Origin of the sequence: Clostridioides sp. ES-S-0123-01 (assembly GCF_020658415.1) — a bacterium.
Taxonomy (GTDB): domain Bacteria; phylum Bacillota; class Clostridia; order Peptostreptococcales; family Peptostreptococcaceae; genus Clostridioides.
Genome location: NZ_JACVWD010000006.1, coordinates 71,178 through 84,321, shown reverse-complemented (window position 1 = coordinate 84,321; position 13,144 = coordinate 71,178). Strand labels below are relative to the sequence as shown.

Below are 13,144 nucleotides of genomic sequence, written 5' to 3'. Positions count from 1 at the left end.
ACATATAAAAGGGAGGATTTCAAAATGGCATATAAAATTACTGACGCTTGTATAAGCTGTGGTGCTTGTGAGGCTGAATGCCCTGTTAGCTGTATATCAGCTGGAGACGACGCATATGTTATAGATGCTGGTTCTTGTATAGACTGTGGTTCTTGTGCAGGAGCTTGTCCTGTAGATGCACCTCAACCAGAATAATAATTGGTTATTCATAAAGAGACTGGCTTAATTTGATTTTATCAATATTAATCAGTCTCTTTTTATTATATATAAATTAAATAACATTTACTTTTAAATATCATTACTTTACTCCATTGAAATAAAGCATTTATTTCTATTGTATAAATTTAATAGTATTGTATATAATCCTTTTCTTTGACTCTTTTATTGTTATGTATAAACCTAATATCTTTAATTTGATGTTTCTTTTCCCTCTTCATAAAATCTTTCGTATTTGCTAAAGCAATCAAGGCATACCTTCTTACTATCTTGAATTCTTATATATTGCTCAGGTGCAAACTCTCCACACACTTCACATTTAAGAGACTTAAATATTCTTGCCTTTTCTGGAAGTCTTAATTTTGTGTCTGTAATTTCAAATATATCTTCAAATTCACTTTCCAATAAGTATTTTTTATACCCTTCTCTATCCATATCAAATGGTTTTGACTTTACATATATTCTTATAGACTTTCCATTTTCCCTATTAAAAAAATGGTATACTGATTTCCCTGTCATTCTAAGCAGCAAATTCCCTTTACCCATTGTACAACTTAATACAACTTGTATACCATCTATTCCACATGCATCATTTTCAGAAATACATACAATTTCCTCATCTCCTGATTGTTTACATCCTAAATATTCTCTTGCTGCAAGTGCCGCTTTAAATCCTATAGCTAAACCTGGACATTCATGACCATGAAATTCAATTGCTTTTTTCCATAATTCCTCCACAAAACTCACGCTCCCTAATATTATTTATTTGCATACATTATTTAAACTTTTATCCTAATATTTTAAAAAGCCAGATGATTTAATATTAAATCTTCTGACTTTCTCAATACTCTTCATAGTTACTTATTATTAATATGTTTAAGTTGTCTACTTTCCTTCTTTCATCAAATATGATAAAGTAAATAAGCTTTCTGTTAGGTTTACATTTTCAACTATAACACCTTTCGGAACTTCTAAATCTAATGGTGCAAAATTCCATACACCTTTTATTCCAGCTTTTACAACTCTATTAATAACTTCTTGTGCTCCATTTTTAGGTATACATAATACAGCAATATCTATATCATTGTTTTTTATAAACTCTTCTAAAGTGTCTGAATCTAACACTTCAAATTCTCTTATCTTTAAACCTATCATTCTAGGATTTGCATCAAATAAAGCTTTTATCTCGAATCCAGCTTTTCTAAATCCTGCATAATTGGCTATAGCTTGTCCTAAGTTACCTGCTCCTACAAGAACTGCATTATATGGTCGGTCTAATCCAAGTATTTTACCTATCTCAGTATGAAGGGCCTCTACATTATAACCATACCCTTGTTGTCCAAATCCACCAAAGTTGTTCAAATCTTGTCTTATTTGAGAAGCAGTAAAACCTATTATATCACTCAATTCTTTAGAAGATATTCTTTGTATATCCCTATCTAATAAGTCTCCAAGATATCTATGATATTTTGGGAGCCTTCTTATAACTGCCATTGATATATTTTTATTTCCCAACATTTTCACCTCCTAAAAGTGTCCTCTTTTTTGTTTGATTCACAATAAAATATTTCTTTTTCAAAACTAATACATATAACCTTGATTATATTATATCAAAACATTATAATTTTAGATAGTTCAAGGAGGTAGAAATTTATGATTGTTTTGTCATGTAACAACTTAAATAAAAGTTTTGGCATAGATTCTATATTGGAAAATATTAGTTTTACAGTAAATGAAGGCGATAAAATTGGTATAATTGGCATTAATGGTACTGGAAAAACTACTTTATTTAAAATAATATCAGGAATTTATGGCTATGATAGTGGAGATATTTACACTTCTAAAGATTGTGAAATCGGATATTTAGAACAAAATACCAATTTTTATTCGGATAATACCATTTTAGAAGAAGTGTTGGAAGTTTTTAAAGATTTGATAGATATGGAGTCCTATTTAAGAGAATTGGAAGTTAAAATATCTGAGGAAAGCACAAAAACAAACTCTCCTATTTTAGAAAAAATCATGGATGAATATTCACATAAGTTGGAATTATTTTCAGATTTAAATGGATATGGATATAAGTCTGAAGCTAAGGGAGTTTTAAAAGGATTAGGATTTAGTGACAATGATATGGATAAACCAATAAGTATACTTTCTGGTGGTGAAAAAACTAGGGTTCTTTTAGGAAAATTACTTCTTAAAAAACCAACTTTATTATTACTTGACGAGCCTACTAACCACTTAGATTCTGAAGCAATAGAATGGTTAGAAGTATTTTTAAAACAATACAAAGGTACTGTTATGCTAATATCTCATGATAGATATTTCTTAGACCAAGCTGTAAATAGAATTTTTGAAATTCACAATAAAAGACTTAGAGTATATAATGGTAACTATTCTAAATTTGTTGAACTGTCTAAAATAGAAAAAGAACTAGAACTAAAAAAATTCGAAGACCAACAAAAAGAAATAAAAAAACAAGAAGAATCTATTGAAAGACTAAAAGCGTATGGTCGGGAAAAGCACCTAAAACGTGCAAGAAGCAAAGAAAAAGCATTGGATAAAGTGGATGTTTTAGATAAGCCAGAAGCTTATAGAAAAAAAGCTCGTATACAATTTACTCCATCTGTTCAAAGTGGAAATGATGTCCTTCAAATTAGAGACGTCTCTATGGGATATGGAAAAAGAATACTTTTTAAAGATTTAAACTTAGACATATATAGAGGAGAAAAAGTTGCTCTTATAGGTGCAAATGGCATTGGTAAGTCTACATTATTTAAAATAATAACTAATGATCTACAACCTATTAATGGTAATATTAAATTTGGAACTAATGTCCATGTTTCTTACTTCCATCAGGAACAAAAAACTCTTAATTTGGATAACACTATAATTGATGAAATTTGGGAAAACAATAATCATCTTACTCAAACCACTTTAAGAAATATGTTAGGAGCATTTTTATTTGTTGATGAAGAAGTTTTCAAGAAAATTTCTACATTAAGTGGTGGAGAAAGAGCTAGAGTGGCTATACTTAAACTTATATTATCAAATGCAAATTTCTTATTGTTAGATGAGCCTACTAACCACCTAGATATTGATTCTAAAGAGGTTCTTGAGGAAGCACTAACTAATTATGATGGTACTATATTTACAATATCACATGATAGATATTTTCTAAATACTGTTGTAGATAAGATTCTTGTTTTAGATGAAGATGGAGTTACTGAATATTTAGGTAACTATGATTATTATATTGATAAGAAAAGACAAGTTCAAGAAATGAGTATTGTTGAAGAGAAAGAAGAAAAAACAAGGACTCAAATAAAAGATGAAAAAAGAAAAGAAAGAGAACAAAGAGAATCAGAAAAGAAAAATAGAATAAAAAGGCAAAGTATAGAAAAAGAAATTGAAAAACTAGAACTTAAAATTGAAGAATTAGATGTGCTATTGTGTCAAGAAGAAGTATACTCTAATCCTGAGAAAGCTAAAGAAGTCAGTCAAGAAAAAATCAGTTTAGAAAATGACCTTTCCTCTCTATATGATGAGTGGGAAGAGTTTATGTAAAAAGGAGAGGATTATTTGCAAGCATTGTTTTCTTTAAAGGATGAAAATAAAAGGTTTTACAAGATACTTCTATCTTTATGTATACCTATTATCATACAAAACTTAATTTCTACATCTGTAAATGTAATAGATACAGTTATGATAAGTAGTTTAGGTGAAGTATCTGTAGCTTCAGTTGGAGTTGCAAACCAATTTTTCTTTCTTTTTAATATGTCTCTGTCTGGTATTACAGGCGGAGCTGGAGTTTTTATTTCACAGTTTTATGGAAAAAAAGATATTAGCAATATAAGAAAGGTTACAGGTCTTACCTGTATATTAGCACTTGCTTTAAGCTTTGTATTTGTTATCCCTGCTCTACTAACACCAAAACCAATAATACACATATTTTCTTATGATTCAGAGGTTGTAAGACTTTGTATAGACTATTTTAGTATCGCAGTATTTAGTTATCCATTGATAGCTATAAGTACAGTGTTTAGTACTGGTTCTAGAGGTGTTAGGAATCCTAAGTTGGGTATGATTTGCAGTGCATTTGCTCTTGTAACAAATGTTATTTTAAATTATGGATTTATATTTGGTAATTTAGGGCTTCCTGCATTAGGCGTAAAAGGAGCTGCTTTAGCAACTGTAATTGCACGAATATGCGAATTAATTTTAATGCTTACTTATGTGTATTTTTATAAAAAAGACTATATATTAAAATTTGGGTTGAAAAATCTAAAGGCTATCGATAAGATTTTTATCAAATCTTTTTCATCAAAGAGTTTCCCTATATTTGTAAATGACTCTGCATGGGCAGTTGGAACTGTCCTGTATTCTGTTGCTTATTCAAGAGCAGGTACATCTGCTATAGCAGCAAGTCAAATAGCAACTAGTACAGGTAACTTCTTTATAATGACTGCTGTATGTATTGCATCTGGTGCATCTATTATGCTTGGTAATGAACTTGGTGCTGACCATATCAAAAGAGCCATTGAATATGCTAAGAAATTTTCTATACTAGTGTTTTTAGCTGGTTTAATACTTGGAGTTATTTTAATTTTAAATATCCCATTATTATTAAAGATGTTCAGTGTTTCTGATAGCTTGTCTTCTGATATAACTAAAATATTTTTTATAATGGGTATACTAATGGCTCTAAAATCATTTAATACATTAATTATAATTGGTATTTTGAGAAGTGGTGGAGATACTAAATATGCTCTATTTTTAGAATTAGGATGTATGTGGTTAGCTTCACTTCCTTTAACTTTTATAGCTGCATTCAAAGGTGCACCTATATTTATCCTTGTTCTACTCACTTACAGTGAAGAAGTTGTAAAATTTATATTTGGGGTACCTAGAGCATTATCTAAAAAATGGGCTATTAACATAGTTAAGGAAATTGATTAATAACAATAGTGTATTTTAGTAGTATATAATACTTTAAAATAGTATCACTGAAAACAGCTAAATTATTTCTAGTTTTCAGTGAAGCTATTTTTTATTTTTTATATAAATTATTATATTATATTTTAATTAAATAACAATAATATTAATAACTATTTATCTTCTAAAAATTCCTTTACTTCAAAGGCTAATCTATGTAATTTATCATAATTCAAAACTTCATATGTGCTATCTATTTTTTTAATTATACCCTTTTCAATTAAATTCAATAGGGAGTGGTATCTACTCTTTCTACTGATTGAATAAATTTCACTAAAGTTACGAATATGCTTTGCTTTACATATACTATGCTCTTGTTTTTTTAAGATACAATAAGCAATAACTTCTGTACAAGAAAATAATTCTCTTACCATTCTAGTTTTGTACAACTCATATATTCTTCTTGTACATTTACTGTGAAATAATTCAATAAAATCTCTTTTAAGGTATAACTCATCAAATACATCTTTTTTAAATCTAAATAATCTTATATTAGTTTTTGCAAATATATCACATTTCAAGTTATGTTCATATATATAACTAATTTTACCTATAAATTCATTTTCTGGCACAATATCAACAAGAAATTTATTTCCTCCTCTAGTGGAACATTCTACTAATGCAACTCCCTCTATTATAAAAAAGACTTCTTGCAAATCTTCATCTGATGCTACAAATCTTTGCCCTTTTTTATATTCAACAATGGATACTTGATTTAAATTATTTTTAATAATTGGGTATATGCTCGTCTCTTCTGCTTTCATTAAATTCTCCTTTTATGATATATTGTATAAAATATTCTATTTATATATTTTAATTTAGATTAATTTTTAACAAAAGATAATATAACAATTAAATTAATCTTGACAAATCTATTCTACTCAAGCAGAATAAACTTATACATATATATTTTCATATATTATTTATTTTAATATAATTCTATATTTATGAAATTGTATTATCAATAGAATTTGTTAAAATAAATTTTTTAGATGTATATTATAATTTAATCGAATAGAAATGAAAAATATACATACATTTTGAATTTTAAGCAACAATTAGGGGGATTTGGTGACAAGATTTAATTATAAGGAAGAAGGTTTCTATGTATGATTCTCAAAAAATCATATCTAGGCACCTTCTTTTTTGTATAAAACGCTATTAAATTTAAAAGGTTAGATATAAAGTTATTGATGTTATATAAAAAAGATATTAAAATTAAATTATTTTATAGTATTAATAATGTTTAATAGTTTAAGTATTAATATTATATAAGTTTTGTACAATTTTAGATACAATAAGATATACTGATTATGGAAATAACCTTCCTGTAAATATTATTAAAAACTATTTATTATATAAATAAGGAGAAATCAATGAAAAAATCAGTAGCTTTAGTAAATGATAGCAGAAAAGATTTAATAGATTTTTTGGAAAATAACTTAAAGTTAGTTTTTGGAGATTACATAAAAATTAACAGATACTTTATAGATGAAATAAATAATGATGATATTATAAATGATGATGTAATATTGGTAATGTCTGTAGAAAGATTAGACAAAATTATAAATAATATATTAGACAAGAAAAAAGTTATTGTAATAAGAAGAACTTTTAAGGAAGATAAAGTATATGATTTATTATCCTTACCACAAGGTACAAATGCTTTAATTGTAAATGATTCTGATGAAACTACTTTAGAGACTATAAGCTTATTTTATAAGATTGGAGTAACTAATATTAGACCAGTTCCATATATGAACGAAAATAATTATAAAGATATAAAGATAGCTATAACTCCAGGAGTTCCAGAAAAAGTCCCTAGTTCTATCTCAGATATTTTTGATTTAGGTCATAGATATATAGATATTTCTACCTTTATAGAAATAATAAACTTATTACAAATCGACTCAAAAGAAATACAATCTAATCTGGTTAAATACTCAGAAGAAATAATAAGTTTAGACACAGGTATAAAAGATAAATATAAAGAACTGTTTTTAAAGATAGAAGAATTAGATACAATATTGAACTTATCAAAAGATGGAATATTATTTACTTCAAAAGATGGTGTAATAAATACATATAATAGTAAAGTAAAAGACATCTTAAACATAAAAGAGGATATCTATGGTAAATATATTCAAGAAGTGTTTATAGATAGTTTAAAGGTTTTATTAAATGAAAAAGAGATATTGGACAAGGTTATTATATTTGATAAAAAGTATATAAATGTAAATAAAAAAAACATATACAATAAAGATGAAAAAATGGGTACATATTACAGTTTACAAGAAATAACATACATAAAAAAGCTGGAACAAAATTTAACTAAAAAATTAAGAGAAAAAGGGCAAATAGCGAAATATACATTCAAAGATATAAAAACAAATAGCCCAAAGATGCTTGAATGCATAGATTTAGCTAAAAAAGTTTCTAAATCTGATTTAAGTATACTTATTAGAGGTGAAAGTGGAACTGGTAAAGAACTCATAGCCCAATCTATACACAATAATTCAACTAGAAAAAATCAGCCATTTATAGCAGTAAATTGCGCAGCTGTTCCTGAAAACTTACTAGAAAGTCAGTTATTTGGATATGATAAAGGTACTTTTACTGGGGGGCTAAAAGAAGGAAAACAGGGATTATTTGAATTAGCAAATAATGGAACTATATTCTTAGATGAAATTGGCGACATGCCCTTAGAACTACAAACAAAGCTACTTAGAGTTCTCCAAGAAAAACAAATAATGCCTGTTGGTTCTCATAATATAATTAACATAGATGTTAGAATCATATCAGCTACTAATAAAAACCTAGAACAAATGATTGATAATAGTAGATTTAGAGAGGATTTATATTATAGATTAAATACAATTCCAATAAATATACCTCCTTTAAGGGAGAGAAAAGAAGATATCTTAATTATTATGGAAGATTTAATTAATAAAAAGTTATTGATTACACCAGAGGCAAAAGAACTTATACAAAACTATAAATGGAAAGGTAATATAAGAGAACTCCAAAATGTAACATCTTACTTAAATATTATGTGTGATGATATTGTACTTGAAAAGGACTTACCTCCAAACTTAAGGACTTTAGATAATAAGAATTCCCCATTAAAACTAAAGTATAATAAAAATGATATTTTAAATATACTAGAATTGTTGATTTTAAATAAAGAATCAGATGTTGGTATTGGTAGAGGACTAATTTTGCAAAGATTACTAGATAAAAATATTCAAATTACTGAAGGTAAAATAAAAAAAATATTTGAATATCTAAAAAAAGAAGAATTTATAATTTGTAATTCGGGAAGATATGGAAGTAAAATAACTCAAAAAGGAGAAATCTTTTATAGTAAATTAAAGTATGAAACTCTATAAGTTTATCAACTATTAAATAAAAAATCTATTAGGGAATAGTTTGTCTCCTTAGTAGATTTTTTTGTTTGCTAAATACATCAAAATTATAGTCTATTTTTATCTAATTAATAGGAATTAATAGGAATAGGATAAATAACAATTTTCCTATTTTTTTTATAAATACTCATATATAGTGCAATCTTTATCCAAAACAAAATTTTTTACTGAAAATTGCAATATAATATTTATTTTTCATACTTTTCATACAATGTAATGATTTTTTTTATTCAATATTTTTATAAAAAACAAAATTCTTAAGTAAAAAAACATGGCATAATAATTGCTTAACTATATTAACAAGACAATAAAAAGTAATTGGAGGAATAAAAATGCAACCAGCTTTAAAATTAAAAAATCAAGTTAAAGAATTAGAAAAAGATTTTGTAATAGAAAGTTGTAATTCTACAAAACCTTGGTTAATAGATGTTAGAAGAGAATTACATAGAATACCAGAATTAGCTCTTGAGGAAAATCTTACAAAACAAAAAGTCATTTCTTATTTAAAAGAAATAGGAATTGATTGTATGGAATTTACAAAACACAATGGAATTATGGCATACATTTTAAAAGAAAATGCAGATAAAACTATTTGTATAAGAGCAGATATGGATGCGCTTCCTATAGAAGAAGAAAACGATATACCTTATAAATCAATACATAATGGAAAAATGCACGCTTGTGGTCATGATGCGCATACAACAATGTTACTTGGAGCATGCAAAGTACTCTATTCAATGAAAGATAATCTAAATGTAAATGTAAAATTTTTATTTCAACCAGCAGAAGAAGGTTTTGGTGGAGCAAAGTTCTTGGTTGAGGATGGGTGTTTAGAAAACCCTAAAGCTGATTATATATTTGGGCTTCATGTCATGCCACACATTAAAACAGGATTTATTGAAACGAAATACGACACATTAAATGCAAGTGTTGATACTATAGAAATAAGTGTTAAGGGTAAAAGAGCTCATGGTGCGTATCCTGAAAATGGTATTGATGCAATAGTCACAGCTTCACAAATTGTTACATCACTACAAACCATAATAAGTAGAAACCTAGAACCAAATAATGCTGCAGTTTTGACTATAGGCAAAATATATGGTGGTGATGCACATAATGTAATATGTGAAGATGTAAAATTAGAGGGTACATTGAGAACTTTAAATAGTGAGACAAGAGATTTTGTAATTAATAAGATTACTAAAATTGTTGAAGATACAGCATCTGCATTTGGATGTATTGGAACATTACACGTGAGCGATGAAAATTACCCTGCTGTTATAAATGAAAGGGAATTAGTAGATACTGTTATTTCAAGTACTAAGGAATTACTTGGAGAAGAAAAATTTATACTGAGAGCAAACCCTTCATTAGGTGGTGAAGATTTTTCTTTTTATACAGAACATTGCAAAGGAGCATTCTTCCATTTAGGGTGCAAAAACGAGGAAAAAGGACTGACTTCACCTCTTCATACCTCTAAATTTAATGTAGATGAGGATTGTCTTCCAATAGGAGTTATGATGCATGTAATGAATACTTTATATTTTAATTAATATGGTAATTAATAAAAGAATAGGAGATAAATTAATATGGAAAAAGCTAAAAAATTAGGGTTATTTAGTATGATATTATTAGGAATTAATAGTATCATAGGTTCAGGTATATTCTTACTACCAGGTAAAGTTTACAATCTAGCGAGCCAAAATAGTATATTTATATATATTTTTGCTACACTTCTGGTTCTATCAATACTTTTATGTTTTGCAGAGGCTGGAAGTATGTTTGACAAAAATGGAGGTGCATATTTATACTCCAAAAAGGCATTTGGTGATTTTATAGGTTTTGAAGTTGGTACAATGTCTTGGGTTATTAGAACCATATCATGGTCTACACTAGCAGTAGGATTTGCAACAGCTTTAGGTGCATTTTGGCCAGAAGCTGCTACTGAATATAAAGGATATATCGCAGTGTCATTAGTAACATTACTTTCAATAAACAGCTTATTTGGAATTAAAAGTACAAAGATAATGAATAATGTAATAACCATAGCTAAATTAGTACCATTAATAGTTTTTGTAATAGTAGGAATATTCTTTATAAAATTTGGTAATGTTGTTCCTTCAGGCAATGTTGTAAATTCTAGTATAGGACCAGCTATAATATTAGTATTTTACGCGTTTACTGGATTTGAATCATTTGTTGTAGCAAGTGGAGAAATGGATAATCCTAAAAAAAATCTTCCAATAGCATTAATAACTACAATATTTATATGTGCAATAATTTATATCTTAATTCAAGTTGTCTGTATGGGTATACTTGGAGACAAATTATTTGAAAATAGTATTCCAATCGCAGACGCTTCAAGCGTATTTTTAGGCAATTATGGTAAAGTATTTATATCTGTAGCAACATTAATATCTATATTTGGAATAAATATAGGTTCTTCAATAGTAACTCCCAAGTGTGGTTCTGCTCTAGCAGAAGAAGGCTCTCTTCCAGCATTTATAGGAAAAACAAATAAATATGATGCTCCATATGTAGCAATAATAATATCTTTAATCTTCTGCATACCACTTGTATTAACTGGAAGTTTTGAACAGCTTGCAGTAATGAGTGTAATTGCCAGATTTGCTCAATACATACCAACTTGTTTAGCAGTAATAGTTTTAAGAAAAAGAGCAGATATCCAGGCTTCATTTAAAATTCCTTTTGGCCCTGTTATACCAACAGTAGCTATATTAGGTAGTATATGGTTGTTACAACAAGCTTGGGTTGAAGATATGTCAAAACCTATAACTCAAAATAGAGTTTTGATAGGATTAGGAGCAATGTTATTGATAGCACCTTTATATGTACTTATGAAAAAAAACAAAAAAATTGAATGTGAGTGCAAAGATAAGTCAGAAGATTCAAAATTATATCTTCCAAGAGAAAAAATTCAGTAATATTTTATAGATTGCTTGACATTCTTTTTTATTTAAAATCTATAGAAAAAGTTAATAAAGACCTAAACTTTATTATTTACACAAAGTTTAGGCCTTTATTTTTTCTAATAAGTAACATATATCAAATACTATAATCAAACATCAAAATTCAAACAAGTTTCAGGTTCATCTTCTATTTTTGCTATTTTAAACTTACATGCAATTAATGCTAGAGATACCAATGGATTTATGATATTTAATAATGCATATGGACCATATGTTAATGCAGATACACCTAATGTTGCTGTTATATACGCTCCACATGTATTCCATGGTACCAATGGAGAACTTAAAGTTCCACTATCTTCTAAAGCTCTTGATAGCATCTTAGGATGTATACCTCTCTTTTTATATTCCTTATTATACATTCTTCCTGGTATAACTATAGACAAGTATTGTTCTCCTGCTATTATGTTAGTAACTGTGCAAGTTACCATTGTACATAATACTGTTCCAAATACACCCTTTGCTAACCTTAGTAAAGAAGAAGCTACTGCTTCAAGCATGCCTGTTTTTTCTAAAATACCTCCAAGAGATAAGGCACATATTGTTAAAGATACAGTAGACATCATATTCATAATCCCACCTTTAGACAATAAAGCATCTACCTCTTCTACTTGTGTTGATGAAACATATCCATTTTGTGCTGCATCTAATATTACATTCATAGATTCTCCTTGGAAAACTACTGCAAACAATACTCCTAATACAGCACCTACTATAAGCCCTGGTATAGCAGGAACTTTGAATATAACCAATCCAATTACTATTGCTGGAGCTAATAATAATACTGGTGATAAAGTATTAAATGTAGAATCTAATGTAGACCTAATTAGCTCTATCTGTTTTATATCTAATGCTTGACCTGAATACTTCATTCCGATTACACCATAAATTACTAAGCAAATTAATAATGATGGTATAGTTGAATATAACATATATTTTATATGTGTAAACAAATCTGTTCCTGCCATTGCTGGTGCTAAGTTAGTCGTTTCAGATAAAGGTGATAGTTTATCTCCAAAGTAAGCTCCAGATATTATAGAACCCACTATTAATCCAGTTGGCATACCTAAACTTTGCCCAATTCCTAAAAGTGCCACGCCTACTGTACCCATTGTACTCCAAGATGACCCTGTTGCAAGAGACACTATTGAGCAGACTAATGTGGATGCTACTAAAAAAATATTTGGTGATAAAATTTTTAGTCCCCAGTAAATCATACATGGAACTACTCCACTTACTATCCAAGTTCCTATAAGCACACCTATTATAATTATGATTAAGATTGCTTGCATTGCCATCTTTATACTATTAAACATACTTAATTCTAGGTCTTTCCATTTAAATCCAAGCCTATATACAGCTACAAGGCCTGCTACTGCTGCAGCTCCTATTAGTGGTACATGAGGTGATGAGCCATACATTAATACCCCTAAACTTAAAAATAATATCAAGCAAGTAATTGGTATCATTGCATCAAACAGATTTGCTTTTCTACATTCTCGCTCTTTCATAAAATAA

Annotated in this window: 10 protein-coding genes; 6 read left to right on the top strand and 4 right to left on the bottom strand. The window is 28.0% G+C overall.

Features of this window, described 5'->3' with window-relative positions; genetic code table 11:
• The first annotated feature begins 24 nt into the window (after positions 1-24).
• Positions 25-195, top strand: a complete 171-nt coding sequence (locus tag IC175_RS15160) for a DUF362 domain-containing protein (protein ID WP_009888017.1) — start codon at positions 25-27, stop codon at positions 193-195.
• Positions 196-408: 213 nt separating this feature from the next.
• Here IC175_RS15160 and IC175_RS15155 read toward each other — a convergent pair whose 3' ends face one another.
• The gene (locus IC175_RS15155; protein ID WP_413926949.1) at positions 409-954 is read right to left on the bottom strand and encodes an FmdE family protein; all 546 of its coding nucleotides are present in this window, start codon (positions 952-954) and stop codon (positions 409-411) included.
• 147 nt (positions 955-1,101) lie between these two features.
• Positions 1,102-1,734 (bottom strand): redox-sensing transcriptional repressor Rex, encoded by a 633-nt coding sequence (locus tag IC175_RS15150; protein WP_227434586.1) that lies wholly within the window; start codon positions 1,732-1,734, stop codon positions 1,102-1,104.
• A gap of 135 nt (positions 1,735-1,869) precedes the next feature.
• Between IC175_RS15150 and IC175_RS15145 the strand changes: the two genes are divergently transcribed.
• Both IC175_RS15145 and IC175_RS15140 read left to right on the top strand, forming a co-directional pair.
• Positions 1,870-3,783 (top strand): ABC-F family ATP-binding cassette domain-containing protein, encoded by a 1,914-nt coding sequence (locus tag IC175_RS15145; RefSeq protein WP_227851682.1) that lies wholly within the window; start codon positions 1,870-1,872, stop codon positions 3,781-3,783.
• Between the two features lie 15 nt (positions 3,784-3,798).
• Complete coding sequence (locus tag IC175_RS15140; protein WP_227434584.1) at positions 3,799-5,175, top strand: MATE family efflux transporter; 1,377 nt, start codon at positions 3,799-3,801, stop codon at positions 5,173-5,175.
• Positions 5,176-5,324: 149 nt separating this feature from the next.
• Here IC175_RS15140 and IC175_RS15135 read toward each other — a convergent pair whose 3' ends face one another.
• A complete protein-coding gene (locus IC175_RS15135; protein ID WP_227434583.1) occupies positions 5,325-5,975 on the bottom strand; it encodes a Crp/Fnr family transcriptional regulator in 651 nt (216 codons plus the stop codon).
• A gap of 612 nt (positions 5,976-6,587) precedes the next feature.
• On the opposite strand from IC175_RS15135, the gene IC175_RS15130 reads away from it, so the two are divergent.
• The 3 genes from IC175_RS15130 to IC175_RS15120 all read left to right on the top strand — a co-directional run bounded on the left by IC175_RS15130 (position 6,588) and on the right by IC175_RS15120 (position 11,581).
• Positions 6,588-8,600 carry a sigma 54-interacting transcriptional regulator gene (locus IC175_RS15130; protein ID WP_227831441.1) on the top strand — a complete coding sequence of 671 codons (2,013 nt, stop codon included), beginning with the start codon at positions 6,588-6,590 and terminating at the stop codon, positions 8,598-8,600.
• A 368-nt stretch (positions 8,601-8,968) separates the two neighbouring features.
• A complete protein-coding gene (locus tag IC175_RS15125; protein WP_227851681.1) occupies positions 8,969-10,189 on the top strand; it encodes a M20 family metallopeptidase in 1,221 nt (406 codons plus the stop codon).
• A 36-nt stretch (positions 10,190-10,225) separates the two neighbouring features.
• Positions 10,226-11,581 carry an APC family permease gene (locus IC175_RS15120; RefSeq protein ID WP_227851680.1) on the top strand — a complete coding sequence of 452 codons (1,356 nt, stop codon included), beginning with the start codon at positions 10,226-10,228 and terminating at the stop codon, positions 11,579-11,581.
• 134 nt (positions 11,582-11,715) lie between these two features.
• Here IC175_RS15120 and nhaC read toward each other — a convergent pair whose 3' ends face one another.
• Entirely contained in the window at positions 11,716-13,137 is a 1,422-nt protein-coding gene (gene nhaC, locus IC175_RS15115) for a Na+/H+ antiporter NhaC (RefSeq protein WP_227434580.1), read from the bottom strand.
• Between the last annotated feature and the right edge of the window lie 7 nt (positions 13,138-13,144).

Excerpts from the sequence above, each read along its gene's own strand:
- IC175_RS15160 (WP_009888017.1), top strand. The coding sequence starts at position 25 with ATGGCATATAAAATTACTGACGCTTGTATAAGCTGTGGTGCTTGTGAG.
- IC175_RS15150 (WP_227434586.1), bottom strand. The coding sequence starts at position 1,734 with ATGTTGGGAAATAAAAATATATCAATGGCAGTTATAAGAAGGCTCCCA.
- IC175_RS15145 (WP_227851682.1), top strand. The coding sequence starts at position 1,870 with ATGATTGTTTTGTCATGTAACAACTTAAATAAAAGTTTTGGCATAGAT.
- IC175_RS15135 (WP_227434583.1), bottom strand. The coding sequence starts at position 5,975 with ATGAAAGCAGAAGAGACGAGCATATACCCAATTATTAAAAATAATTTA.
- IC175_RS15130 (WP_227831441.1), top strand. The coding sequence starts at position 6,588 with ATGAAAAAATCAGTAGCTTTAGTAAATGATAGCAGAAAAGATTTAATA.
- IC175_RS15125 (WP_227851681.1), top strand. The coding sequence starts at position 8,969 with ATGCAACCAGCTTTAAAATTAAAAAATCAAGTTAAAGAATTAGAAAAA.
- IC175_RS15120 (WP_227851680.1), top strand. The coding sequence starts at position 10,226 with ATGGAAAAAGCTAAAAAATTAGGGTTATTTAGTATGATATTATTAGGA.
- nhaC (WP_227434580.1), bottom strand. The coding sequence starts at position 13,137 with ATGAAAGAGCGAGAATGTAGAAAAGCAAATCTGTTTGATGCAATGATA.